Annotated in this window: 23 protein-coding genes and 6 pseudogenes; 26 read left to right on the forward strand and 3 right to left on the reverse strand. The window is 35.3% G+C overall.

Annotated features, from left to right (window positions below):
* Nucleotides 1-37: 37 nt before the first annotated feature.
* The gene (locus tag ABWU58_RS05990; protein ID WP_353282891.1) at nt 38-1462 is read right to left on the reverse strand and encodes an SWIM zinc finger family protein; all 1425 of its coding nucleotides are present in this window, start codon (nt 1460-1462) and stop codon (nt 38-40) included.
* Between the two features lie 258 nt (nt 1463-1720).
* Here ABWU58_RS05990 and ABWU58_RS05995 point away from each other — a divergent pair, with 258 nt between their 5' ends.
* The 9 genes and pseudogenes from ABWU58_RS05995 to ABWU58_RS06035 all read left to right on the forward strand — a co-directional run.
* Entirely contained in the window at nt 1721-2188 is a 468-nt protein-coding gene (locus ABWU58_RS05995; protein WP_353282892.1) for a crossover junction endodeoxyribonuclease RuvC, read from the forward strand.
* A 103-nt stretch (nt 2189-2291) separates the two neighbouring features.
* Nucleotides 2292-3512, forward strand: coding sequence for a DNA modification methylase (locus ABWU58_RS06000; RefSeq protein ID WP_353282893.1), 1221 nt, complete (start codon nt 2292-2294; stop codon nt 3510-3512).
* Between the two features lie 35 nt (nt 3513-3547).
* Nucleotides 3548-4036, forward strand: coding sequence for a hypothetical protein (locus tag ABWU58_RS06005; RefSeq protein ID WP_353282894.1), 489 nt, complete (start codon nt 3548-3550; stop codon nt 4034-4036).
* Nucleotides 4036-5517, forward strand: coding sequence for an ankyrin repeat domain-containing protein (locus ABWU58_RS06010; protein WP_264336607.1), 1482 nt, complete (start codon nt 4036-4038; stop codon nt 5515-5517). Before ABWU58_RS06005 ends, ABWU58_RS06010 begins: the two co-directional genes overlap by 1 nt.
* A complete protein-coding gene (locus ABWU58_RS06015) occupies nt 5514-7337 on the forward strand; it encodes a phage terminase large subunit family protein (protein WP_353282895.1) in 1824 nt (607 codons plus the stop codon). Before ABWU58_RS06010 ends, ABWU58_RS06015 begins: the two co-directional genes overlap by 4 nt.
* Nucleotides 7338-7340: 3 nt before the next feature.
* Nucleotides 7341-7565, forward strand: coding sequence for a gpW family head-tail joining protein (locus ABWU58_RS06020; protein ID WP_353282896.1), 225 nt, complete (start codon nt 7341-7343; stop codon nt 7563-7565).
* Between the two features lies 1 nt (nt 7566).
* Entirely contained in the window at nt 7567-8211 is a 645-nt protein-coding gene (locus ABWU58_RS06025; RefSeq protein WP_019078866.1) for a glycoside hydrolase family 25 protein, read from the forward strand.
* A pseudogene (locus ABWU58_RS06030) lies at nt 8208-8789 on the forward strand (phage portal protein); the annotation flags it as partial. The gene ABWU58_RS06025 and the pseudogene ABWU58_RS06030, both read left to right, overlap by 4 nt.
* Nucleotides 8790-8946: 157 nt before the next feature.
* Nucleotides 8947-9327 (forward strand): annotated as a pseudogene (locus ABWU58_RS06035) (phage portal protein); the annotation flags it as partial.
* Nucleotides 9328-9576: 249 nt separating this feature from the next.
* Here ABWU58_RS06035 and ABWU58_RS06040 read toward each other — a convergent pair.
* Nucleotides 9577-10599: an IS110 family transposase gene (locus ABWU58_RS06040; RefSeq protein ID WP_353282736.1), complete on the reverse strand. Its 1023-nt coding sequence runs from the start codon at nt 10597-10599 to the stop codon at nt 9577-9579.
* A 217-nt stretch (nt 10600-10816) separates the two neighbouring features.
* Between ABWU58_RS06040 and ABWU58_RS06045 the strand changes: the two are divergent.
* Nucleotides 10817-11860: pseudogene (locus ABWU58_RS06045) on the forward strand (phage portal protein); the annotation flags it as partial.
* 199 nt (nt 11861-12059) lie between these two features.
* Here the strand turns inward: ABWU58_RS06045 and ABWU58_RS06050 are convergent.
* Nucleotides 12060-13031: an IS110 family transposase gene (locus ABWU58_RS06050; RefSeq protein ID WP_353282897.1), complete on the reverse strand. Its 972-nt coding sequence runs from the start codon at nt 13029-13031 to the stop codon at nt 12060-12062.
* Between the two features lie 219 nt (nt 13032-13250).
* On the opposite strand from ABWU58_RS06050, the pseudogene ABWU58_RS06055 reads away from it, so the two are divergent.
* The 16 genes and pseudogenes from ABWU58_RS06055 to ABWU58_RS06130 form a co-directional block, all read left to right on the forward strand.
* Nucleotides 13251-14081: pseudogene (locus tag ABWU58_RS06055) on the forward strand (phage portal protein); the annotation flags it as partial.
* 14 nt (nt 14082-14095) lie between these two features.
* Nucleotides 14096-14566, forward strand: a pseudogene (locus ABWU58_RS06060) (S49 family peptidase); the annotation flags it as partial.
* Between the two features lie 313 nt (nt 14567-14879).
* On the forward strand, nt 14880-16553 hold the full coding sequence (locus ABWU58_RS06065; RefSeq protein ID WP_353282898.1) for a recombinase family protein: 1674 nt from the start codon (nt 14880-14882) through the stop codon (nt 16551-16553).
* Nucleotides 16516-17115, forward strand: a pseudogene (locus tag ABWU58_RS06070) (S49 family peptidase); the annotation flags it as partial. The gene ABWU58_RS06065 and the pseudogene ABWU58_RS06070, both read left to right, overlap by 38 nt.
* 75 nt (nt 17116-17190) lie before the next feature.
* A complete protein-coding gene (locus tag ABWU58_RS06075) occupies nt 17191-17562 on the forward strand; it encodes a head decoration protein (protein WP_353282899.1) in 372 nt (123 codons plus the stop codon).
* Nucleotides 17563-17587: 25 nt separating this feature from the next.
* The gene (locus tag ABWU58_RS06080) at nt 17588-18592 is read left to right on the forward strand and encodes a major capsid protein (protein ID WP_353282900.1); all 1005 of its coding nucleotides are present in this window, start codon (nt 17588-17590) and stop codon (nt 18590-18592) included.
* Between the two features lie 96 nt (nt 18593-18688).
* Nucleotides 18689-19003 carry a hypothetical protein gene (locus ABWU58_RS06085; RefSeq protein ID WP_353282901.1) on the forward strand — a complete coding sequence of 105 codons (315 nt, stop codon included), beginning with the start codon at nt 18689-18691 and terminating at the stop codon, nt 19001-19003.
* A complete protein-coding gene (locus ABWU58_RS06090; RefSeq protein ID WP_353282902.1) occupies nt 18988-19494 on the forward strand; it encodes a phage tail protein in 507 nt (168 codons plus the stop codon). Before ABWU58_RS06085 ends, ABWU58_RS06090 begins: the two co-directional genes overlap by 16 nt.
* The gene (locus ABWU58_RS06095; RefSeq protein WP_253303090.1) at nt 19491-19964 is read left to right on the forward strand and encodes a hypothetical protein; all 474 of its coding nucleotides are present in this window, start codon (nt 19491-19493) and stop codon (nt 19962-19964) included. The genes ABWU58_RS06090 and ABWU58_RS06095 overlap by 4 nt, the downstream gene beginning before the upstream one ends.
* Entirely contained in the window at nt 19951-20415 is a 465-nt protein-coding gene (locus ABWU58_RS06100; protein ID WP_353280102.1) for a phage baseplate assembly protein V, read from the forward strand. The genes ABWU58_RS06095 and ABWU58_RS06100 overlap by 14 nt, the downstream gene beginning before the upstream one ends.
* On the forward strand, nt 20415-20669 hold the full coding sequence (locus ABWU58_RS06105; RefSeq protein WP_063630987.1) for a PAAR domain-containing protein: 255 nt from the start codon (nt 20415-20417) through the stop codon (nt 20667-20669). Before ABWU58_RS06100 ends, ABWU58_RS06105 begins: the two co-directional genes overlap by 1 nt.
* Complete coding sequence (locus ABWU58_RS06110; RefSeq protein ID WP_353282903.1) at nt 20653-21744, forward strand: YhcG family protein; 1092 nt, start codon at nt 20653-20655, stop codon at nt 21742-21744. Before ABWU58_RS06105 ends, ABWU58_RS06110 begins: the two co-directional genes overlap by 17 nt.
* 7 nt (nt 21745-21751) lie before the next feature.
* Complete coding sequence (locus ABWU58_RS06115; RefSeq protein WP_353278945.1) at nt 21752-22087, forward strand: GPW/gp25 family protein; 336 nt, start codon at nt 21752-21754, stop codon at nt 22085-22087.
* Nucleotides 22088-22089: 2 nt separating this feature from the next.
* Nucleotides 22090-22881 carry a baseplate J/gp47 family protein gene (locus ABWU58_RS06120; RefSeq protein WP_353282904.1) on the forward strand — a complete coding sequence of 264 codons (792 nt, stop codon included), beginning with the start codon at nt 22090-22092 and terminating at the stop codon, nt 22879-22881.
* Nucleotides 22881-24041 (forward strand): phage tail protein, encoded by a 1161-nt coding sequence (locus tag ABWU58_RS06125; protein WP_353282905.1) that lies wholly within the window; start codon nt 22881-22883, stop codon nt 24039-24041. The genes ABWU58_RS06120 and ABWU58_RS06125 overlap by 1 nt, the downstream gene beginning before the upstream one ends.
* A gap of 167 nt (nt 24042-24208) precedes the next feature.
* Nucleotides 24209-24922 carry an ankyrin repeat domain-containing protein gene (locus ABWU58_RS06130; RefSeq protein WP_353282906.1) on the forward strand — a complete coding sequence of 238 codons (714 nt, stop codon included), beginning with the start codon at nt 24209-24211 and terminating at the stop codon, nt 24920-24922.
* The last annotated feature ends 2 nt before the right edge of the window (nt 24923-24924 follow it).

Genomic DNA, 24924 nt, shown 5'->3' on the forward strand with positions numbered 1-24924 from the left:
GTAAAAATACATTGAAGAGCACATTATATTTAACGGGCTAAATTTCTTTGATATTTTTCATTTTTCTATTGACTTTTAACACAACTGCTCTGTTGCTAAACTCACTAAACTTGTATGCTGATCCAGTAAAAAATAATGCAAAGATGTGCTTGTCTCTATACTTATCCATTGATGAAGGAAAGGTATTCTTTTCTCTATATTTATCAAGTGCTGCAGGAAAATTATTTGCCATGTATCCCAAAAGGATTAAAGAAACTGCAATATTAACCTGTTCTTCAGGATCTATAGAAGTTTTCTGATATTGAATTAGTAGAGGTGGACACATAGATGATATTTTTCTATGAATTTCTTTGACTGATTCATTAAACAACGCAGGGATCCACCTAATTATAAATTCTCCTCTTTTATTTTGTAGTATTTGTGGTACTAGTGCTGATTTTTCCATGAGCATACGTGCAAACTGTGAAATCATATGCATGAAGCGAAGCTCAGGATTAAGCTTATGCAGTAATGAAATAGGAATATCGTTTAAAAATTGTGCTATATTCCTTGAAACACTTTCGCTGAGCATAAATGAATTAGCTATACCATTGCTTACTTGAATAACTTGGTATTGGTCATTGATAAATAATTGAAATGTTTGCCAGTGTTCAATACTTCCCCATTTGCTAGTAAACAATTCTTCTTCCGATAGCTTTTTCTTGGAAGAGTAGAAAAAATAATCTGATTTCCCCGTAGGATATTTTTGCCAATGCTTGTAAGCTGTTTGCAGAATACTGTGAAAATTTTTTTCAAAAAAGAGTGGATTATTCGTCAAGATATTTTCGATACAGCTGGCAAGGTTAGGAATAGTCGATAGATCAATATCATTTAAGTTTACTTGGTCATATACTTTAACTTTAGAAGACGATTTAAATAGATCATTAATTTTTAGAATACTTTGAATGTTTTCTAATTTTCCATTTCCAAAATCATCAATCAGCGACAACAAGTCACAATTATGAATATTGAAAATTACGAAAGGGTTTTTATCAATTTCTGCAGCAATAAGATAAATTACAGCAGCAATATGTTTACAAGGCATAGCCCAATCAGGACAATTGCAACTTGCGTTCATTTCTTCCCAATTCGAAGGAAATAATTTAATACCTGAGTCGTTAAGCTTATCAAACAAAAGTGTTGGTAATTGTCTATTTATTAATTTAGGCAATATAGAGGGCGAATTTTCAATAATACAACGGATAGCTGATGAATTTAATTCATTGAGTGTTATTTTAACTTTATATGGATGAGGTCTTGAACCACTAACTTTGGCTGTAATTGTATTGCCGTTGATTTGAATACCAAAAGCTCGACCAGTATTAGCATAAGTTCTACCACGTGAAAGGCGGTTATCGTAATCAACTTCACTGAAAGATTGAAGCCATTTCTTACCCCACCATGTTCTCCCGTAAATAGACATTATATATATTTTAGCCTAAATAAACTCAAGTAATCTAACATAAATCACTACAAAATGCCAAGAAAACAACAGAAAAGGCAATATGAACCCCTTTTTTTTCTACAGTCTCTTCATTTTTTGTGATTAAAAATTATTTTAACTTTTTTTTAGAAAATCCCGGAAAAAGTAGTAAGAAATCCGGTATATATATAATAGAAGGGTATTGTTTCAACGAGGTTAGTTTACCTCCATGCGCTTCAACACAAAAGTTTCAAATAAATGTCAATCCTAACACTAGATCTAGGCAAACAAACGGGCTGGGCAATTCTAACAGATGGAATAATTGAAAGTGGGAGCAAAAGTTTTCATGGTAGCCGTTTTAGCGGAGGTGGAATGTGTTTCTTAAACTTTCGTAATTGGCTTAATTCTTTGGAGCATAAGTTCACTGCGGTTTATTTTGAAGAAGTGAGAAGACATCTAGGAACTGATGCAGCGCATTGCTACGGTGGTTTTCTTGCCGTTCTATCTGCTTGGTGTGAAGAGAACAATATTCCCTACCAAGGTGTTAATGTTAAAACTATCAAACGCTTTATAGCAGGCAAAGGTAATGCAAGTAAGAGTGAAGTTATTGAAGCTGTAAAGAGAAAAGGATTTTTACCTAGAGATGATAATGAGGGGGATGCTTTGGCATTAATGTTCTATGTTATGAATTTTAGTAAAGATATTAATAAGACGAAAAATCCATAAAAAGTGGGTCCTTTCGGCCATACTGGCTGGTTTGGTGGGTCAGACCCCAGGCCTTCTTTAGCGTCAGAGATATTTTGAATATTAACTTTTTAATTATTAAGATATGAATTTAGCAATCCACTACTATCCTACTCGAAACCTAGTTGAATATGATCGTAATCCACGTAAAAATGACGATGTGGTCAACAGAATGTGTGCTTCAATCAGGGAATTCGGCTTTCGTATTCCAATAGTTGCAAAAAGTGATGGTACTGTGGTTGATGGTCATTTAAGACTTAAAGCAGCAAGAAAACTTGGTATGGAGAGTATTCCAGTGGTCTTAAGTGATAATTTAAATGAACCACAAACCAAAGCTTTTCGATTACTGGCAAATCAATCAGCTAATTGGGCAAAGTGGGATGATGAGCTTTTGAAAGTAGAAATTCAAGAGTTAGAAGATTTACAGTTTGATCTTAAAATGACTGGATTTGAATTAGAAAAAGTTCAACATTTCCTTGATGATTTAGATAGTGAAAAAGAAGATTTTTCTGACTTGGTTGGTGATGACAAAAAGGTAGAAATAACAAAACCAGGTGATCTATGGATTTTAGGTGATCATCGAATCTATTGTGGTGATAGCTCTGTAGTTGAATCATATAAAGCGCTGTTAGATGATAAAATGGCAGACATTACTGTTTGTGATCCTCCATATAATGTTGATTATGGTAGCAGTCAAGAAAGAGAGGATAAAAAGATACTAAACGATAATCAAGGTGAAAAGTATGAGCTTTTTCTCTATGATATTTGTACTCATATTTTAGCATATACTAAAGGTGCAATTTACATCTGTGCATCATCATCAGAGTTTTCAACGTTGCAAAAAGCATTTGAGGAAGCGGGAGGAAAATGGTCAACTTTTATCATTTGGGCGAAGAATCACTTTACGCTAGGAAGATCAGATTATCAAAGACAATACGAAGCAATGCTTTATGGATGGAAAAGCGGCAATAAACGTGAGTGGCATGGCGGTAGAAATCAAAGTGATCTGTGGTTTTATGATAAGCCAATACATAACTCACTGCACCCAACAATGAAGCCAGTAGAGCTAATGGAGAGAGCAATAGTAAACAGCAGCAGATCAGGAGACATAGTACTTGATCCATTTAGCGGCTCTGGAAGTACACTAATTGCCTGTGAGAGGACAGGAAGAATCTGCAGAACAATAGAGCTAGATCCCAGGTTTGTAGATGTAACGATAAAACGTTGGCAGGTGTATACGGGGAGAGATGCTATTCTTGCTGATACTGGAAAGACTTTTGCACAAATTCAAGAATCAAGACAGTAAGGGGCGAAATAAGGAAAAAAAGAGGGGAAAGAAAGTTGGAAGAAGGGAAAATCACGCAGACGGAATGGGCAAGAGAGATAGGAGTATCAAAGCAATATGTCTGTTATTTAGTAAAAAAAGGAATAGTTGAGTTGGAGGATGGTTTGATCAATAGAGAACAAGCAAATGAAGCGGTGGCAGCAATAAGAGATCCAAGTCAGCCACTTAGGAGGAAAAATCCAGAAAACGAAAATACAAATAACCTTTCTACAATGTTGCTAAAAACGCGAATAAAAAATGAGATGGAACGTGGTAAACTGCTTGAGGCGAAAGCTAAGGCTGAGATTGGTGAACTTGTAGCAGTAGAGGAAGTAAAGCGCGATGCATTTAATGTAGCAAGAGTTGTCCGTAATAATCTGCTTAATATTCCAAATAGAGTTTCAGCGCTGCTTGCATCACTGAGTGACACTGAAAAGATTCATATGGCGCTAACCGAAGAGATTACAAACTCATTACAAGAATTATCTAACGCTAAATTTGAATAATGTCTGCTAAGTTAAGTTTAGAATTAATAAAGTGCCTCATTAATCAACCTGGATTAGATGTTAATGTCAGAGGATCAAACGGAAAGACACCACTGCATTATGCAGTAGAAATTAACGAGCTTAGTATGGTTGCACTCTTACTGAACAGGAAAAATATTAATCCACTGATCGCTGATGATGATGGTAAAAGTGCGCTTTCTTGTGCAAGAGAAGAAATATTACAAGCACTAATCAATCATAAATATGGATCAGAGGGAGATAGCTTGCTTCACTTAGCTGCGATGTTGAATGAAGCAAATGCTGTAAGATTTTTACTTAACAAAGGAGTTAATGTTAATGAGCAGAATGCTTTACTACATACACCATTACACTTAGCGGCAGGAGCTGGACATGAAGAAATAGTAGAAATTTTAATTAGAGAAGGAAACGCGGATAAGGATGTTCTTGACGTGAGAAATCATGCAGCAATTCATTATGCAGTAAACAACAAGAAGCTAGAAGTAGTAAAATTACTTTCAAATCTTGGTGCGAATGTCAATATAGCTGGTAGCGGCAGAAATGCAATGAAATTATCTTCTTTGCACGTAGCTATAAGTAGTAGTAATTACGACGAAAGGGACTTATGTTTAGATATTGTAAGATGCTTAATAAATGTTCCTAATGCTGGGGTTAACTTACAAGATTATGAAAATAAAACGCCACTACATTATGCTGAAAGGCTGAAAACAATAGAAGTTTTACTAACGCGAGAAGATATAGACCCTTTAATTAAGGATGATAATGGCAAGACACCATTTTGTTATGCAAAAGAAGCAAATAGATTAGATATAGTAAAGATTTTAGCAAGTAATAGATACGGAGCTGATAAAAACAGTTTGCTTCATTTAGCTGCCAGAAAAGGATATGAAGACCTAATAGACGGTATTCTTGGTGAAGGAGTTGAAATAGATGCTGTAGATGAGAGTGGAAAAACGGGAATTTATGTTGCTGCAAAGCATGGTCACTTTAACGTAGTAAAGTTGTTGCTAAAGAGAGGAGCAGATGCCACGGATGTTTTTCAGTATGCAATAATAACGAACAACGCAAAATTAATAAAATTACTGAGCAAAGAGAAGGAAATAGTGCTATTTGGAAGACAGAAGAACTTTCCAACATTTCATTTATTGAGCAATAAATATTTTGAAGAAAGGAAAATAGCAGACAAAAAAATAAAGAAATATATCAATATCGTCTGTGTTTCTATAACAGTATGTGCAATAGTGATAGTGGGAATTTACCCTAACATTATAGCTGCGGTAATGGTGGGAATAGTTGCGTTCATAGCTGCAATAACAATGAGTAATTTAACTCAGAAGTACATAGAAGAAGCACTTGAAAAGAAAATGTTTATTGAACTTGAAAGTGAGAAAACAAGTGAGTGCAGTTCTATTTTAAGTGATGTTGAGGTATCATCTAATGATGGTGAAGAGCTAGCGATATGATATATGCTACATCTTTTTCTGAAGGTTTAAAACCAGATCCAGAGCTTAAAGTATCAGAGTGGGCGAATGAGTATCGAGTTCTAGCATCAACTGCAGCATCAGAGCCAGGTAAATGGAGAACAGAAAGAACTCCTTATTTAAAAGAAATAATGGATTCACTATCACCATCTTCACCTGCAGAAAAAGTAGTATTCATGAAAGGAGCGCAGATTGGGGGAACAGAAGCTGGTAACAATTGGATTGGCTACATCATAGATCAGACACCAGGTCCAATGCTGGTAGTACAGCCAACAGTTGAAATGGGAAAGCGTTGGTCAAAAGGAAGATTTGCGCCACTGATTGAAAGTACACCATGTTTAAAAAGTAAAGTAAAAGACCCAAGGTCAAGAGACTCAGGAAATACTGTGCAAAGTAAGGAGTTTCCAGGTGGAATAGTAGTAATAACCGGAGCAAATAGCAGTGTAGGACTTCGTTCTATGCCAGTAAAATATCTCTTTCTTGATGAGATAGATGCATATCCAGGAGATTCAGGAGGAGAAGGAGATCCAGTTTTACTCAGCATAGCTCGTACCAATACATTTGCACGGCGAAAGATTTTTTTAGTATCAACACCAACGATTCATGGAATAAGCAGAATTGAGAAGGAATTTGAAGCAACAGATAAGCAGTACTTTTTTGTACCATGTCCGTATTGTAATTACTATCAAGTTCTAAAATGGTCACAAATAAAATGGGAAAACAACGACTCAAGAACAGCACATTATGTCTGCACTGAATGTAGCGGCAAAATAGAAAATCATCAAAAGACAGAGATGCTTGAACGTGGAGAATGGAGGCCTACTAATAGAGTAAAAGGTGAGAAAAAAGGATTTCATCTTTCAAGTCTTTATAGTCCAGTTGGCTGGTATAGCTGGACTCAAGCAGTAGAAGATTTTCTTCATGCAAAAGAAAGTGAACAATTACTAAAAGTATGGATAAATACTACGCTTGGAGAAACCTGGGTAGACAAAGGAGAAGTACCAGACTGGAAGCAATTATTTAACAGGAGAGAATTTTTTCAGATTGGCACAGTACCAAGGAGAGAAGTGGTGCTTACTGCAGGAGTAGATGTCCAAAAAGATCGTCTAGAGGTGGAAGTTGTAGCATGGGGAAAAAGTCGTGAAAGTTGGTCAATAGACTACCGAGTATTTGAAGGAGATACAGGAGGTGGAGAAGTATGGGGAAAGCTTTCGGAGCTCCTCAATCATCATTTTATCGGTGAAAATGGGCTTGAATATATGATAAGTATGATGGCAGTAGATGCTGGATATGCAACGCAAGAAGTATACAACTGGGTAAGAGGTCATCAAGGATCTGGAAGAGTAATGGCAGTTAAAGGTGTAAATAAAGCCCTAGTGCCACTTAGCAGCCCAAGTAGAGTTGATATAACAGTTGGTGGTCAAAAGCTAAAAAGAGGAATAAAGCTCTGGCCAGTAGGAGTATCGATATTAAAGTCAGAGCTTTTTCAGCTACTTAATATTTTAAAAGAAGAAGAGAAAGTGCCAGCAGGATATTGTCATTTTCCTGAGTATGCACCTGAATATTTTAAGCAGCTAACGGCAGAGCAATTAGTCAGCAAAGTAGTAAAAGGATATACCAAACAAGAGTGGCAAAAGGTAAGAGAAAGAAATGAAGTACTAGATTGCCGGATTTACGCAAGAGCAGCATCTATTGCACTTGGAATTGATCGTTGGCCAGAGAGTAAATGGAATAGTTTAAGTGAAAAACCAGAAAGTAAAAAATCAAAGAAAATAGTGAAAAGCAAATGGATCAGCGAGTAGTAAATGTATAGCGAAGATTATCTAATTCAAGTTGAACAAGCAATAAAGAAGCTTCAGAGTGGCGAAAGAGTAGTATCAATTGCTTATGGTGACCATGTTGTGCGGTACGGGGAAGTTCAAATAAAGGATTTATTGGAGCTCAGGCAACGAATAAAAGCGGGGTTAAAAGTTGCAGGCATGAAGCCAAAGAGGAAAATTGTTTTTGCAACAAATAAAGGAGTGATATGAGATGGTAGAAAGCAAGAGGATTAAAGTGAGCTCAGATATGATTATAAATGCAGTAATAGATTTATCGCACTGGAATGAAAACATAAATTTTAAATTAGCAAGAGAAGATGGAATATTGGGAGTTATTCATAAAGCAACCCAGGGGCTAAAATACATAGATCCAACTTATACAGAAAGAAGGAAAGCCGCTGAAGAGGAAGGACTTTTATGGGGTTCATATCATTTTGGTGTAGGAGAAGATGGAAGAGATCAGGCAAATCACTTTTTGAATATAGTGGGTGAAACTAAAAATACAATTGTTGTGCTTGATATTGAAGAGAACGAAAGTGGAAAAAATATAGAACCAAGACAAGCAGAAGATTTTGTTAAAAAAGTTCAAGAAGAAACAGGGCGTTCACCTTTAGTGTATGGAAGTGCTAATTTTTTGAAAGATTTTGCCACACCAATTTTGACTAAATGTCCATTATGGATAGCAAGATATGGAGATCAACCTGTTTTACCGCAAGGCTGGAATAAGTGGATTTTATGGCAATACACCGACGGTAAAAATGGTCCAGAGCCACATGAAGTAAGTGGAATCGGAAAATGTGACAGAAATAAATTTAACGGCACATTAAAAGAATTAAGAGAATTTTGGTTAGTATGATGCTGAAAAATTTCAAACAACTATTTAGCAAGCCAAAAATCAAAAGTTCAGCATGGGATGCAGCAGGGTCAGGAAGAAGATTTTTTCACTTTCAACCAGAGTTAGGAAGTATAAACAATTTGCTGTCTCAAAACCTTGAAACTTTACGTAGTAGATCACGTGATATGGTGAGAAAAAATCCATATGCAGCAAATATTATTGATACAATAGTAAGTAACTCTATTGGAACAGGAATAAAGCCGCAATCAAAAGCAAGAGATGGAGAATTTCGAAAGAAGGTGCAAGAATTATGGCTAAGATGGACAGATGAAGCAGACAGTAGCGGAGTAAGTGATTTTTATGGATTACAAGCTCTAGTATGCAGAAGTATGATAGAGGGAGGAGAATGTTTTGTACGTTTAAGAACGAGAAAGCTGGAAGATAGATTTTCTGTGCCATTACAACTGCAAGTACTTGAGTCTGAACATTTAGATAATAAAACAAATCAAACTTTAGGAAATGGTAATGTAATAAGAAACGGGATTGAGTTCAATAGACTTGGGCAAAGAGAAGCATATTACTTATTTAGAGAACATCCAGCAGTTGTGTTAAAAGTCAATAAAAAAATTGATGTAGCTGTGAATAAGTACTTAAAGTTTGTGTAGACGTACTTATTCACAGCTACACTAGGAAGCAACAGTCTATTTTATTGTGAGAAAATTTCATTACTTATGAAGCAGTTTTAAGAGAGGCTAAATGTTACTAAAAACCTTCAAACAACTATTCAACAAACCGAAAACAAAGAGTTTTGCATGGGAAGCAGCAGGAACAGGAAGAAGATTGATGTATTGGCAGCCTGAGAAGAGCAGCATAAACAGTTTACTTTCTCATAGCCTGGAACACTTACGCAGTAGATCTCGAGATATGGTGAGAAAAAATCCATATGCTGCAAATATTATCGATACGATAGTAAGTAGTTGTGTTGGTACAGGAATAAAGCCACAATCAAAAGCAAAAGACGCTGAGTTTCGCAAAAAAGTTCAGGAGTTATGGCTACATTGGACAGATGAAGCAGATAGTAATGGAGTTAGTGATTTTTATGGATTACAAGCTCTGGTATGTCGTAGTATGATTGAAGATACCGTCTTGCAAGTCAACAAAAAAATTACAAAAATTGTTCAAGCTGTATCATAAAATCAAAAAATACTTCCAATTCACATTTTGTGTAACGTTACACAGATTATAGTTAGTGAATATGTTGATAAGTAAATTTCCGCTTTTTTGTACGTATAAAATTAATTTACTTATCAACATATTCACTAACCAACTACAAAATTTGTGTAAGATACTATTTCACATAAGATGTGATTGGAGCATTTTTTGATTTTAAAGCACTAAACTTTCAGCCAAACTCCTAGCTCTGTAGTTTTTGATATGATCTGGATCAAAAGCCTTTTTTGACCTTAAAACACCAAAAACAATATGGAGTAACTTACGCATTGCAGCTCCCACAATGGCCATGTTATGCTTGCCTTTCTCTTTTAACCTTTCGCAAAAAGTCATAATAATAGGATTATGATTCTTAGCTACTATAGCAGGAAAGTACATTGCCTTACATAATGTTCGTGAACCAGATTTACTTAATCTGGGCTTGGCATGTACAGATGTACCTGACGTTATATTTTGTGGTATAGTTCCTGCATATGCTGCCAATTGTCTGGCATTTATAAAAGCTTTTATATCAGGAATTTCAGCTAAAATAGCTATTGCTGATTCCTCTCCTATTCCTGGAATAGTTAATAGAAGTTGAAAATCCTCCAACAAATATTTGTGTTGTTTTAATAGTTCACGTATGGAATTTTTTATTGTTTCTATTGATTGTTCTATGTTAATTGCTAAGTTTTCCCAAACATTTACAACTTCTTCAGGCAGTCTCTCTTTCTTTTCTAAATGATTATTTACTAATGTCAATTCATCTTTTAATGCAACTGAGCAGCGATAAAGCTGTTTTAATTGTTTCTTTTCATGAGAAGGTGGTGTCCAACGAGAAGGTTCCTGTCTTTGACAATAATCTGCAATAATCTCTGCATCAGTCTGGTCATTCTTCTGTCGTGCAAGCTTACTTTTTGCATAAAACCTTATGCAAGCTGGATTTACAACACTAACAAAATGTCCAGCGTTGTGGAGGAATTCAGCTAAAGCTTCACTATAACAACCAGTAGCTTCCATGCAGGCTTTTACTTCTTCTAGGTTATGTTTTTGTAGAAAGTTCATCAGACCTTGAAACCCAGTATCATCGTTTTTAAAATTCCTTTTCCTACTTTCACGTTTTCCTTTTTTGCTTATGAATGAGAGAGAAACATCAAAGCGTTCTTTTGAAACATCTATACCTAAAAAGTTGTTGATCATATATAACCCCATATGTTACCATTTTAAATGAAAAGTAAGGCTAACCTTGTGAATACAGAATTAGAACCATTTAGGTTTTTCTAAGATACCGTCCAGCCTTTACTTTTGAGAAGGGAACTCTTATCTTCAGTACAGATTTTATATCTAAGGAGGAGAACAGAGTTCTTCCCTTCTCCACCTAACGCTTAAGCTTAAAACATTAGATGCTTTTTTCAAGATACAAGGAGGTGAATGTTTTATTCGTCTACGTAATCGAAAACTTGAAGATGGATTTTCTGTTCCTCTTCAACTTCAAGTATTGGAATCTGAGCATTTGGATAATAAAACCAATCAAACTTTCGCAAATGGCAATATCATTCGTAATGGTATTGAATTTAACAGACTTGGACAAAGAGAAGCTTATTACCTTTTTAGAGAGCACCCTGGCGAAGGTTCGTTTGGTGAATCTGTCCGTGTTCCTGCAAGTGAAGTTTTGCATATCTATAAATTACAGAGACCTGGGCAAATAAGAGGAGAACCATGGCTTTCTAATGTACTTTTAAAGTTATATGAACTTGATCAATATGATGATGCAGAGCTTGTCAGAAAGAAAACTGCAGCAATGTTTGCTGGGTTTATTACTAGGCTTGACCCTGAGGCAAATATAATGGGAGAAAGTGAAGCAAATGAGCATGGAGTAGCACTTTCAGGTTTAGAGCCAGGAACTATGCAACTGCTTGATCCAGGAGAAGACATAAAATTTTCAGAACCATCAGATGTCGGTGGAAGTTATGAGGCATTCATGAGACAACAACTCAGAGCTATAGCAATCGGTATGGGAATAACCTATGAGCAACTGACAGGAGATTTAACCAATGTAAATTATTCTTCAATTAGAGCTGGATTAATAGAGTTCAGGAGAAGATGCGTGATGCTACAGCATAACATTATGGTATTTCAGTTTTGCAGACCAGTATGGAATAGATGGATAGAGCTAGCTCTCTTATCTGGAAAACTTTCTGCTCCAAAAGATAATGAAACGCTAAAAGAAGTAAAATGGATACCACAGGGGTTTGATTGGGTGGACCCGCTAAAAGATCAACAAGCACAGCAAATGGCAGTAAGAAATGGATTTAAGAGTCGATCAGAAGTAGTTTCAGAATTTGGTTACGATGTTGAAGAGATTGATCAAGAAATTGCAGAAGATCAGAAGCGTGCTGATAGTTTTAACTTGGTTTTTGACACAGATTCTCACAGGACTATACAACACAAACAAATTTAATTATAGAAAAACAAATAATATAATTAAATAGACTAATGATGGTAGAATCAAGAAGTAGTTTTGAGCTACTTATACAGTGAAAAACATAAGAACTTAAAGCATAGTACTATAAAACCAAGAAGTTGTGTTACAAGTCAATAGAAAAATTGATGTAGCTGTGAATTTTGTGTGAGCATACTTATTCACAGCCACACTATTACTAGATAGAAGCAGTCTTAGGACTATATTCATCAGTAAACGTTCTACCGTCTCTTACCAAAGAGTTAGCAAGAATAAGAAATTTTCTCATTGCAGCAGTAGAAGCAACCTTATATGGCTTTTTATATTGATCATACAATCTATCAAAGAAAATTTTTATATAAGAATTCCATTCCCTGGCGCTAAGAATGCACATATGTAAAACTTTCCTAACTTGTGATCTACCACCCTGAATACACCTTTTTCCTTTACTAAAACCACTGTCTCGATTAAAGGGTGCTGTTCCGGCAAGGCTAGATATTTCTTTATGTCGGATACTTCCTAGCTCTGGCATATAACAAATCATAGTAATAGCTGTGATTTTACTTGCACCTGGTATACTAGTTATTGATATGTATTTTCTTTTAAGCTCCTGACTTTGATTAACCAATTCCATCATCTCATCTTCTAAGGCTTGGATTTGATTTTGCAAAACAACGAGTAGCTCTTCCATTTGTTTGATTATGGATATATCAGTTACCTGATGAGCTTGGGTTTTTTGTATTTTTGCTATTTCTACTAGTTGATTTCTGCGAGAGAGCTTTTGCTTCAAGCAATCAATATTATTATTACTAACTTTTAAAGGAGTAACGCGCATATCTGCATTACTAACATAACGTGAGATGATGCTACAGTCTATTTTATCAGTTTTAGTAGTAATACCAAGACTTTTTGCATAGTCTCTAACCCATCTTGGTTGAATGACATATACTTTGAAACTATGGCTTAGTAAAGTATAAGCACATAATTTCTCGTACCCACCAGTTGCTTCAAGTCCAACCTTGGTTACATTATGTAAACGCAAAAAGTCGAGTATTTGATCAGTGGCTTGAGCGTTATTTTCAAATACTTTATGATGTCCAAGTGGATGAATGTGGATGTCTAGTTTATTTTTGCTAACATCAACGCCAGCAATAATATTTGATGAATTCATAATTCCTCCATAAAATAATATGTAATACTGCATTTTCCACCCTTATATACGAGCCTCAAAGCTCAATCAGTTGTTCGGAATTTTCAGTATAAATAATCAGAGAAGAGAACCTTGCTGGATGACGATTCTTATAATCAAGGCGAAAGCCGGTTCCTCTTCTCTATATGTCCTTATATTACCATTTTGTAATGTTTATAAAGACTTGTTTTTAACATATAAGGAGAAGGCTCATTTGGCGAATCAGTTAGAGTACCAGCAAATGATGTTTTACATATTTATAGACCATTAAGACCTGGGCAAATTAGGGGAGAGCCATGGCTTTCTAATATACTGCTAAAGCTTTATGAGCTTGATCAATATGATGATGCAGAGCTGGTGAGAAAGAAAACTGCAGCAATGTTTGCTGGATTTATTACAAGACTCGATCCAGAAGCAAATATCATGGGAGAAGGTGAAGCAAGTGAGCAAGGAGTAGCATTATCTGGCCTAGAACCTGGAACAATGCAGCTTTTAGACCCAGGAGAAGACATAAAATTTTCAGAGCCGTCAGATGTTGGAGGAAGTTATGAAGCATTCATGAGACAGCAACTGAGGGCAATAGCAATAGGTACAGGAATAACATATGAGCAGCTAACAGGAGATTTAACAGGTGTTAATTATTCATCAATCAGAGCTGGATTAATAGAGTTTCGTCGTCGATGCGCTATGCTGCAACATAACATTATGGTATTCCAATTTTGCAGACCAGTATGGAGTAGATGGCTAGAGTTAGCAGTACTTTGTGGAGAACTCTGTATAGATGAAAAAGTAGTAAAAGCAGCGAAAGAAGAAGTAAAATGGATACCACAGGGATTTGATTGGGTGGATCCACTGAAAGACCAGCAAGCACAACAAATGGCAGTAAGAAATGGATTTAAGAGTCGATCGGAAGTAGTATCAGAAATGGGTTACGATGTAGAAGAAATTGACCAAGAAATAGCAGAAGATCAAAAGCGTGCTGATTCTCTCAACCTTTTCTTTGATTCTGATGTCAGGACACAAACAAAATAAATCTCGTTTACTTTATGGAAATTTTACAAACCAACTGGCTATGTAGGCCGATGATGATAGAGCAAAAAAGCTTTGACCTGTTGTCACTATATAACGGAAAACAACCTATCTTTAAAAAGATAAAACATGCAGTAAATCAGAATATAGAAAAAACAGCAGTAATAGAAATACATGGAATTTTGACCAAAAAACCAGGAGCTTTTGACGTCTTTCTGGGAATGACATCATATGAGCAAATAGAAGAACAAATTACACAAGCATTAGCAGATAGTAGCATAGAGACAATTATACTGGAAATAGACAGCCCCGGAGGAGAGGTAAACGGTATATTTGACCTGGCTGATTTTATTTATGAATCAAGAGCAAAAAAGAGAATTGTGGCATTAGCAAATGATGATGCATACTCTGCTGCGTACGCTATAGCCTCTAGCGCTGAAAAGATTTTTCTCACCCGCACTTCAGGAGTTGGGAGTATAGGAGTAATTACCCCGCCAACAATGTTGCAAAAAATTTAAAACTTGAAAAAAGCATTTCTCGAAAACTTCTATGTCCAAAAACAAGAGTGCCATTTATTTATAGTGCCAACAATCAATTAACCATCAGTTTCAATGAATGATATGAACATATTATTTCAAGGAAAGTTCATGGGGAATAAGAGATTAGCTATACGGATTAGCTGTAGCTATGAAACTAACCGGTTGGCAGAAAAGTATTTGTTAGATGCTTATGAAAAAGCCGTGTCAAAGCAAGTAAGCCAAAAAAATTTAAAACATAAAAATGGGATTCAAGGAGGATCAAATGGTAACAGTGAGTTTATATGCAAGAGTTTCTTCAGGGAAACAAGCACAAGAAAATACAATAGCAAGTCAAGTTTCAGCTTTAGAGAAGCAAATTAATACGGATGGGTACAAATTATTAAGTGAGTATAAATTTATTGACAATGGCTACAGTGGATCTAATTTAGTCCGTCCTGATCTAGAAAAATTACGTGATAAAGTAACAGAAGGTAAAATTGATAGGATTTACATTCATTCACCTGATCGCTTATCTAGGAAATATGCATATCAAATGGTATTACTTGAAGAATTTGAGAAAGCAGGAGCAGAAACGGTTTTCTTAAATTATGAGATTAACGATAATCCAGAATCTCAGTTACTGCTACAAATGCAAGGTATGATAGCAGAATATGAACGAGCGAAAATTATGGAACGAAGTCGTCGCGGAAAGATTTACGCAGCTAATAAAGGTTGTGTAAGCGTAATGGGAGGAGCTCCTTATGGTTATCGTTATATAGATAAATATATGGGAGGAGGACAAGCTTTATTTGAAATAAACGAAGAAGAAGCTAATGTTGTTAGGAAAGTATTTTTGTGGGTAGGAAGAGAAAGGACAAGTATTGGGGAAGTGTGTCGTCGGCTAAACACTATGTCTATTATAACACGAACAGGAAAAAAGTGCTGGGATAGAAGTGTGATTTGGGGTATGTTAAAAAATCCTGCTTACAAAGGACAAGCGGCTTTTGGTAAAACAAAAGTAGGTGTAAAGTTACAACATATCAGACCACAGAAACATTCTTGTGAACAACCGAAAGATAATTACTCTACCTATTCTGTTGAAAAAGCAAATTGGATTTATGTTAAAGTGCCAAATATAGTGGACGAAGATGTATTTGATATAGTTCAAGAACAATTAGCTGAAAATAGAAAAATAGCAAGGACAAGAGAAAGAGGAGCAAAACATTTACTACAAGGTTTAATCGTATGTAAGCGTTGTCGTTATGCATATTACGGAAGTCCTGTAAGAAATAAGCGAGGAGAAAAAATTGATCATTATGCTTATTATCGTTGTATAGGTAGAGATTCTTACCGTTTTGGTGGTAATAAAATTTGTGATAATAAACATATTCGTACAGATGCATTAGAAACAGCCGTGTGGGAAGAGGTTAAGCATTTATTGAAAAATCCAAATAGGGTTTTAGAAGAATACAGACGTAGACTTTCAGAGCTTAAAAAATCATCATGGGATCAAAAAAGCGATTTACTAGAGAAACAAGAAAATAAATTAAAACGTGGTATTGCTAGACTTATTGATAGTTATGCTCAAGAATATATTAATCAAGAAGAATTTGAACCACGAATTAAAGCAATGAAACAAAGCTTAAAAACAATTGAAGAGGAGAAGAAAAGGATATTCGATCAAAAGAAATTAAAACAGGAATTAGCTTTGGTTGTAACCAATTTAGAAGACTTTTCTTCCAATATTAGATCAAACCTTGATAATGCAGACTGGCTAACTAAACGTGATATTATCAGAACTTTAGTCAAGAGAATTGAAATTAACCTTGAGGACGTAAATGTGGTATTTCGTGTAAAAGAGCTACCAAACTCTTCTGGACATAGTGGAGAAGAAAAGAAAAATTTGCAACATTGTTGGCGGGGTAATAGCAAGTCATATAGATCAAAGTGGGTTTGATGAAAAACAGGGAATAAAATACACCACAATCTTTGCTGGCAGTCGAAAGAATGATTTAAATCCGCATGAGCCAATGACGTCTGAAAGTCTGGAAAGCTTACAAAAAGAAGTAGACCGACTATATGAAATGTTTTTGCAGCTAATAGCAAGGAACAGAGGTCTTTCAATTGAAAAGATTCGATCAACAGAAGCAGGTCTATATTTTGGCGAGAAAGCAGTAGAAATAGGCCTTGCAGACGGAATGACAATTCTTTCATCTATTAATAAAAACAGGAGTATTACTATGAATGAACGAACTACAACTGACCTAGAAACTGATAATTTAACTAAGTATCGTAATGAAGTTCTTGAATTAATACGTTTATGTAACTTATCACGAATGCCAGAGAAAATAGGAGAATTTATTGAGCAAAGCGTAAGTGTTGAGCAGGCAAGGGAGGTTTTAATGGAGTTACTTGCAGAGAGAACGAAAAAGACAGAGATACTGAGTGCAATACCACAGAATTCAGGAGAGGAGTTGATGATGCAAGTAGCTAAAGCTAGAGCACAATCAAGTATTTAAGTTTTTTTATAACCGCCTGGTACAACAACTACAAACATGGCGGTAAACTAAAGGGAAAAAAGGAGAAAAGAAAATATGACATGTATAACTGAACAAAATAATCTAGGTGACTTATTAAAGTATGAGGCATCAAGTCTATATTCAAGAGATCAAATAACAGTAGCTAAAGGTCAAAATCTTAAGCTTGGTGCAGTAGTTGCCAAAAAGACGGAAGATGGTTTTATTAGAGTACTTAATCCTGCTGGAACAGATGGCACACAAACAGCAATAGGTGCAATAGTAAGTGATGTAAATGCGACAGAAAATGCCAAAGCAGTAATTATTACTCGTGGTGCAATACTAGCAGATCATGCAGTTGTGTGGCCAGCAAATATCACTGAAGAACAGAAAGCTGAAGCAATAAAGCAACTTGAAGGACGAGGGATCATTGTCCGCAAGGGAGTGTAACTTAAATTAATAAGGGGGAAAAAGAATGCAAAATCCATTTACAAATACAGCATTTAGCATGACGGCACTAACAAATGCGATGAATATATTGCCGATAAATTATGGACGAGTTGAAAACTTAAATTTGTTTCCAAGTAGGTCAGTAAGATTTAGACATATTACCATAGAAGAACACAACGGAGTATTAAGTTTATTACCAACACAAATACCAGGAGCACCAGCAACAGTAGGAAAAAGAGGAAAAAGAAAGGTAAGAACATTTACGATTCCGCACATTCCGCATGATGATGTAGTGCTGCCAGAGGAAGTACAAGGAATAAGGGCATTTGGATCAGAGAGTGAACTTAAAGCGCTGGCAGATGTAATAACTGATCATTTGCAGCTAATGAGAAACAAACATGCAATAACATTAGAGCATTTGCGAATGGGAGCGCTAAAAGGAATAATTTTAGATGCTGATGGGTCAGAATTATTAAATCTGTACAACGAATTTGAAATCACACCAAAAGTAGTAAATTTTGCACTAGGAACTGCAACAACTGATGTAAAGCGTAAGTGTATGGAAGTACTCCGGCATATAGAAGATAATCTAAGTGGTGAATATATGACCGGAATTCATGCCTTGGTAAGCCCTGAGTTTTTTGATGCACTAACTTCACATACTAAAGTGAAAGAAGCATACGAGAGATGGCAAGAAGGAGCAGCGCTTCGAAATGATATGAGGTCAGGATTTACGTTTTGTGGTATAACATTTGAGGAATATAGAGGGCAAGCAACTGACCCTGAAGGAACGGTTAGAAGATTTATTGAGAAAGATACAGGGCACTGTTTTCCACTAGGAACAGCAAGCACATTTACGACATATTTTGCACCAGCAGATTTTAATGAAACGGTAAACACACTAGGACAACCACTTTATGCAAAACAAGAGCCAAGAAGATTTGATAGAGGAACAGATTTACATACGCAGTCAAATCCATTGCCAATGTGCCATAGACCTGGCGTATTAGTAAAAGTCGCTATAGCATAACATACTGGTAGAGTAACTACAAGGTGGTGAGGCACAGAACGACTCTACCAGTATGGGCTTTCTTAGCATGTAAAGGTTAGTATATCAAAAAGAAATATGCAAGAGAATATTAAGCGATTATTAGAAGATTGTTTTGCCCATTTAGGAGAAGTGGCTTTGTATAAATCAAAGGATAAGTCATACATGGTACAAGTATTAAAGCAACAGCCAGATAAATTATACGAGATTGGTGAAGGACAATTTGTGGAAGAAACTTTAGCGTTAGAAGTAAGTGCGTTTGATGTGTTAAAGCCAATAGTAGGAGATGTTTTTGTTATAGGTGATCGAAGATATAAAGTACACTCACCGCCACTTAGAGACAAGTCTGGAATAACGTGGAAAATAAAAGCGTCTGAATGTCTGTGCATATAGAAGTTGAGGTAATAGAAAGTGTAAATGCTAAAAGAAGAAAAGTAGAATTAGCAACGGTAAAGGCATTAAACAAAACGGTACTATGGTTAAAAGCGCAAGCAGCTAAGGAAATTAGTGAGGAAAAGAAGATAAAATTGACGTTAATGAGAAGAAGGCTAAGAATTTTTAAGGCGAAAACTAGCAGATTAGAAGTGTTAATTAGAGCAAATCTCTACGACATTAGAGCATCGACAATTGGTAAAATACAAAAAACAAGAAGAGGATCGAAAGTAGGAAAGCATGAGTTTATAGGAGGATTTGCAGCAGTTATGCCAAAAGGAAATAGCGGTATTTTTAAGCGTGAAGGAAGAACAGCATTACCAATAAAGGAAATTAAGTTGCTACTAGAACCAGAGGCTTCAAGGATAATAGGTAATCTTGTTAATTATGAAGTTGAAAAGGTATTTGAAAAATTCTTCCACCGCGAATTAAGTTACATTACATCTATATGAATTGGCAAGATTTACATAAAGCAATTTGCACTAAGTTAAAAGAAGAAATATCAGCAATTCAAACTTGTGATATTTATCCATCGATAAGAAAAGAATTATTAGCGCCAGCGTTATTTGTAGAGCTTGTGAGTTTAGAATCGGGAAAAGATCCAGGAACAGAGGAATTAGCACTGAAAGCAAGATTTGAAGCACGAATTGTGATTGATAGCACAATAGAAAATGCAGCTATTATTGTCAGAACATTAGCAGCAGAAGTAGCAAGAGTAGTAAATAAAAATACTTGGAATGTGGAAAATGTTTCACCAGGAGAATTTATATCTGCGGAAATTGACGGATTTAGACCCGAATTAGATGCGTATTTGGTGTGGTTGGTTGAGTGGAGTCATCAGCTTCATTTAGGTAAATCGATATGGACAGAAAATACGATTAAGCCACATACGATTACAATAGGAGAAAATGTTAGAGAGTAATTTTGCTATTTCAGAGCTGCAAAGAAAGTTAGCAAACATTGTACGAATAGGAATTGTAAAAGAAATAGATTATGAAAAAGCAAAAGTAAGAGTGAAAATAGGAGAATTTTTAACAGATTGGTTGCCGTGGATAACAAGTAAAGCAGGAAAAGATAGAGATTGGTGTCCGCCAGATATTGATGAGCAAGTAGTTATACTTTCCCCGCTGGGAGAATTATCTTTAGGAGTAGTACTTCCTGGAATATATCAACAAAAGTACTCTGCTCCAGAAAATAAAAAAGAGGTGAGTAGCTTAACATTTCAAGATGGAACAAAGTTGTCATACGATAAAGATAAACATCATTTAGAGATTGAAGTAGTAGACAAAATAACACTGAAAGCTGGGGAATCAAGTATAGAAATGACAAAAAGTGGAATAAAATTGAAGGCAGATAAAATAAACCTTAATTGATGAATAAATCGGTTGTGCGAGTAGGAGATCATTGTGCAGAAGCAACACCACATTTTTGCATTAGCGGCAGTAATAATGTTTTTGTGAATGGTAAACCAGTTTGCCGAAAAGGAGATAATTTTACAGAAAGTAGAGTATTAACTGAAGGGTCAAAAACAGTGTTTACAAATGGGTATGGTATAGGAAGAGTTGGAGATTCAATATCTTGTGGTTCTAAAGTAATGAGTGGTAGTAATAATGTTTTTTCAGGATAAAAATAAACCATCTGTTATACTTACAAAAAGTAAGGTTATGAACATGGATATAACTACTAGCCTATTAGGAGACGTTAGTAATTTAATAGATAGAGCAAAGAATCATCTTTCTGTTCAATTCAACTCTACTCTAGTATTGCTAAACTGGCAAATTGGCTCCAGAATTGACCAAGATATTCTAAAGCACAAACGCGCAGATTATGGGAAGCAAATCATCTCCCAACTTGCAAAAGAACTTCAGATTAAATATGGACGTGGGTTTGATAGAGCGTCATTATTTCGTATGGTGCAATTTTCTAAATTCTTTCCTGATCAAGAGATTGTCGCGACACTGTCACAACAATTGAGTTGGTCACATTTTGTAGAAATTATTGCAATTTCTGATGAGCTGAAGCGTAATTATTATATAGAAATGTGTCGTATTGAAAGGTGGAGTGTTAGGGCACTACGTAGTAAAATCGATACTATGTTGTATGAACGTACAGCACTAGCAAAAAAACCTGAAGATTTCATAAGAAGGAGTATAAAAAATTTACGTGAAGAAAATATGTTAGCACCAGAATTCATTTTTCATGACCCATACTTCCTTAGCTTCATGGAATTGCCATCAAGTTATAGTGAGACTGATCTAGAAAATACAATCTTGGATGAATTGACAAAATTTTTACAAGAGTTTGGGAATGATTTTTGTTTTGTAACACGTCAAAAAAGGATGAGTACTAAAACAACTGACAGGTATTTGGACCTGCTATTTTTTCACAGAGGATTAAAACGCCTTATAGCAATAGAGCTAAAAATAGGCCGTTTTGAACCAGCTTATAAAGGACAGATGGAATGGTATTTAAATTGGTTAGATAAAAATGAACGAAAAGCAGGTGAAGAAAAACCGTTAGGGATTATTTTATGTGCTGATAAGGATCAAGAGGATATAGAATATCTTGAACTCGAAGGCTCTAATATTCATGTTGCACAGTATTTAACACAGCTTCCTTCTAAAGAAATTCTTGAAAAGAAGTTGAGAAAGGCTATTTCTATAGCACGTGAAAAACATGCAAGTATTCAGTCAGAGCCATGAAAAATATATGCGAGGAATGGATGCTAAAACAGGAAAAGCATTAGAAGGAATAGAGCACTTAAAGCAGTCGATAATTGATATACTGACCACTCCTATTAACAGTAGAGTAATGAGAAGAGATTATGGTTCTCGATTATTTGAATTAGTAGATAAGCCAATAAATAGAGATTTAACTTTGGAAATCTATGCAGCAACAGCAGAAGCACTGGGGAAATTTGAGAAGAGATTTAAGTTAGAAAAAGTAAAGATTGCTGAAGCTAAAGAAGGAAAAATGACTCTTGTACTTGAAGGTATGTATCTTTCAGAAGGCAAATTCATAGGTATTAGTGGAGTAGTTGTTTAAAAATGCAGCAGCCTGAATCACTGAACTTCGAAGAGATTTTTGCTCGGATGAAAGAAGAATTAATAAGTCGAGATAAAAGTTTTACAGCACTAATTGAAAGTGACCCAGCGATGAAGATTTTAGAAGTAGCAGCATGGCGAGAACTTTTGCTTAGAGAAAGAATAAACGAAGCAATAAAAAGTAATGTACTGAAGTTTGCAAGGGGAGAAGATCTTGATAATTTAGCTGAGTTTTATGTTGTAGAAAGAGAAAAAGGGGAAGATGATGAACGATTTAGAAAAAGAATTAAAGCAAAGATAGCAGGTTGGTCAACAGGAGGAAGTAAGGAATATTATAAATATCATGCACTGTCAGCAGATAGTAGAGTAAAAGATGCACTAGTGGAATCAACTATACCAGGGAAAGTACAAATTTCAATCTTATCAACAACAACTGGCATAGTGTCAGAAGAGCTACTAGAAATTGTAAAAAAGCAGGTTACTAGAGATGATATAAGGGTTTTAACCGATACAGTAACAGTGATAGGTTGCAATATTACGGAAATAGATATTCACAGCAGAGTGAGCGTAAGTCCTGTAATGTCAGAGGAAGAAATCAAGAAGCAGTTCATCAAGAAGTTTGAAGCAAGCAAAAGATTGGGATGGAATGTTACAAAATCTTGGATAATAGCGAATTTGTTTGTGGAAGGAGTAGAAAACGTAGAATTAATCGAGCCAAAAGAGGATGTTGTAATTAGAGGAAATGAATGTCCTATATTGAAAACTTTGAATATTGAATTTATAGGTAAAAACTAATGCTTCTACCACCAAATGCAACAAAACAAGAACGTAGAATAGTTGAAGCAATAGATTATAAAGTAGATTCGAGCTGTATAAGAGGGTTTAAGTTCAACCTGAAAGAAGAAACATTGCCGTGGTTGATTGAGGAATATGAATTGGGGGAAATACTACGTTGGATAAAGGATAAAAGAAAAGCCGTAGTAGAAGGAGTAAAATTTCAAAGACTGCGAGGAACACCTAAATCACTTAAAATAGCACTCAAGTGGGCAAATATAGAAGACATTACAATTATCGAAGAACCACCTGGTAAACATTTTTTTGAACTGCAGATAGGGATAAGGGATGTTCCAAATAACTTTTTTGTGGATGCAGTAGTAGAATTGGCAAAACTATCACTACCAGCAAGGTCAAGGCTAATGAGGATTTTTAACGATTATTATAATGCGCAGAGATTTATATTGGATGAGAGTTTATTTGGAGATCTTCTTTCTGATTATTCAGGGGTAAAAATAGAAAAAAATGGGCCAGTGTTATCGTTTGGAAGAATAAATTTTTTCAGTTCTAGAGGTCCGTTAGTAGAGATTGTAGACAACTATTTAAGAGAGCATTATGAACAAACATTTAGTAATGACATATATCGATTAGATGTAGCAGTACTTGGAGAAACAGAGGCTCATACAAAGGATTACAAAGGCATTTATGAAAGAAGTCATCAGTGGTACAACTTAAAAGCACTATATCCTCTATCACAGAGCTTATTACCAGAAATAAAGTTTGCCAAAGCACAGATTGTACTGTCAGATAGCTGGAAATTAGGAGAAATAAATGGGTGCTTTCCAGTAAGTAGCGTAGAAGAAAAAGGAAATAAATTTGTATTGGGAAACGATAAACTTTCAGGGCAACGTTGGAATTTAAAACACAAGCCAATTTTAGAAAGATTCAGTATTATCCATCGTTACAAAGTAGAAAATTATACAGATCAGAAGGTCAGAAAATATGTTTTAGCAGAACACAATGTTTACTATAAAAATGATTTGGATTCAGAGCAAAAAGACTCAATACACGAATTAGAAAAGCACATTTTAGTATTTTATCCAGGAGTACTGAAGTGGCACGAACATAGACATTTGCACAGAAATTGGAAAAATAGTCAAGTAATATCTCTAATAAGTTAAGTACTTATATTTAGATCCTCATATATTATATTAACAATAGGTAAAAGTGTATGAAATAAAAAGAAAAAGACTTGCTTTTCTATGCTAAAAAGGACATGACTTAAATAGCAGCAGGTAAACATAAGAAATTTATCTGGCGCTAGAAAAGCTAATTTTGTGAGGTAAGTATGAAGTTTAGCGAAGAAAAGAGAGAATCTTTTAGTAAGTTTTTTAAAGAAGTATCAAGTAACGATATTAATAAAAGAAATGAAGAAGGAGAGACGATCTTGCATCAAGCAGTAGAAATCTCCAATTACAAAACAATAAGGTTATTAATAAAAAAAGGGGCAGAGGTTAATGCAAGAGATAAAAATGGTTATACACCACTACACTGTGCAGTATTCGCAAAGAGTTTAGAAAATGTAAAAGTGCTGCTAAGGGAAGGAGCGGAAGTAAATGCCACTCAATATGTCAGTGGATGTACGCCACTCCACTCTGCGTGCAAAATGGGAGGAGTTGAAATAATAAAAGAGCTAGTGAAGGCCGGAGCTGAAGTTAATCAACTGAATAAATATGGTGCAACACCAATGTATTACATCTGGGAAAGTGAAAAGTATCGTCTATGTGATAGCAAAGAAAGTGAAAAGGCAAGTAAATTTTTGAGAGAAAAAGGAGGAGTAACAAAAAGTAGAGAACTGACGTGCTATGGAATAGAGAGGCTAGTGGGAGAAATAGCAGACATGTTGAATGGGAGTTATTTACCAGAGTTAAAAATAATAGAGATAGAAGAAATAAGGAAGAGAGACAAATCGCTAATAAAGAAAGAATGTCAAAATTTAGCAAGCAAGATAATCAGCCAAGTGAATGAAATGATAGATGAGGTGGTGAGAAGGAAAGCTTAAAA

It is taken from the genome of Wolbachia endosymbiont (group A) of Pogonocherus hispidulus (genome assembly GCF_964028195.1).
Taxonomy (GTDB): Bacteria; Pseudomonadota; Alphaproteobacteria; order Rickettsiales; family Anaplasmataceae; genus Wolbachia.

What these genes read in the sequence shown, in the direction of transcription:
- ABWU58_RS06080 (WP_353282900.1), top strand. Translation starts at nt 17,588, where the DNA reads ATGCAAAATCCATTTACAAATACAGCATTTAGCATGACGGCACTAACA.
- ABWU58_RS06115 (WP_353278945.1), top strand. Translation starts at nt 21,752, where the DNA reads ATGCGAGGAATGGATGCTAAAACAGGAAAAGCATTAGAAGGAATAGAG.
- ABWU58_RS06105 (WP_063630987.1), top strand. Translation starts at nt 20,415, where the DNA reads ATGAATAAATCGGTTGTGCGAGTAGGAGATCATTGTGCAGAAGCAACA.
- ABWU58_RS06110 (WP_353282903.1), top strand. Translation starts at nt 20,653, where the DNA reads ATGTTTTTTCAGGATAAAAATAAACCATCTGTTATACTTACAAAAAGT.
- ABWU58_RS06000 (WP_353282893.1), top strand. Translation starts at nt 2,292, where the DNA reads ATGAATTTAGCAATCCACTACTATCCTACTCGAAACCTAGTTGAATAT.
- ABWU58_RS06085 (WP_353282901.1), top strand. Translation starts at nt 18,689, where the DNA reads ATGCAAGAGAATATTAAGCGATTATTAGAAGATTGTTTTGCCCATTTA.
- ABWU58_RS05990 (WP_353282891.1), bottom strand. Translation starts at nt 1,462, where the DNA reads ATGTCTATTTACGGGAGAACATGGTGGGGTAAGAAATGGCTTCAATCT.
- ABWU58_RS06130 (WP_353282906.1), top strand. Translation starts at nt 24,209, where the DNA reads ATGAAGTTTAGCGAAGAAAAGAGAGAATCTTTTAGTAAGTTTTTTAAA.
- ABWU58_RS06095 (WP_253303090.1), top strand. Translation starts at nt 19,491, where the DNA reads ATGAATTGGCAAGATTTACATAAAGCAATTTGCACTAAGTTAAAAGAA.
- ABWU58_RS06010 (WP_264336607.1), top strand. Translation starts at nt 4,036, where the DNA reads ATGTCTGCTAAGTTAAGTTTAGAATTAATAAAGTGCCTCATTAATCAA.
- ABWU58_RS06090 (WP_353282902.1), top strand. Translation starts at nt 18,988, where the DNA reads ATGTCTGTGCATATAGAAGTTGAGGTAATAGAAAGTGTAAATGCTAAA.
- ABWU58_RS06050 (WP_353282897.1), bottom strand. Translation starts at nt 13,031, where the DNA reads ATGAATTCATCAAATATTATTGCTGGCGTTGATGTTAGCAAAAATAAA.
- ABWU58_RS06040 (WP_353282736.1), bottom strand. Translation starts at nt 10,599, where the DNA reads ATGATCAACAACTTTTTAGGTATAGATGTTTCAAAAGAACGCTTTGAT.
- ABWU58_RS06120 (WP_353282904.1), top strand. Translation starts at nt 22,090, where the DNA reads ATGCAGCAGCCTGAATCACTGAACTTCGAAGAGATTTTTGCTCGGATG.
- ABWU58_RS06125 (WP_353282905.1), top strand. Translation starts at nt 22,881, where the DNA reads ATGCTTCTACCACCAAATGCAACAAAACAAGAACGTAGAATAGTTGAA.
- ABWU58_RS06015 (WP_353282895.1), top strand. Translation starts at nt 5,514, where the DNA reads ATGATATATGCTACATCTTTTTCTGAAGGTTTAAAACCAGATCCAGAG.
- ABWU58_RS06100 (WP_353280102.1), top strand. Translation starts at nt 19,951, where the DNA reads ATGTTAGAGAGTAATTTTGCTATTTCAGAGCTGCAAAGAAAGTTAGCA.
- ABWU58_RS05995 (WP_353282892.1), top strand. Translation starts at nt 1,721, where the DNA reads ATGTCAATCCTAACACTAGATCTAGGCAAACAAACGGGCTGGGCAATT.
- ABWU58_RS06020 (WP_353282896.1), top strand. Translation starts at nt 7,341, where the DNA reads ATGTATAGCGAAGATTATCTAATTCAAGTTGAACAAGCAATAAAGAAG.
- ABWU58_RS06065 (WP_353282898.1), top strand. Translation starts at nt 14,880, where the DNA reads ATGGTAACAGTGAGTTTATATGCAAGAGTTTCTTCAGGGAAACAAGCA.
- ABWU58_RS06025 (WP_019078866.1), top strand. Translation starts at nt 7,567, where the DNA reads ATGGTAGAAAGCAAGAGGATTAAAGTGAGCTCAGATATGATTATAAAT.
- ABWU58_RS06075 (WP_353282899.1), top strand. Translation starts at nt 17,191, where the DNA reads ATGACATGTATAACTGAACAAAATAATCTAGGTGACTTATTAAAGTAT.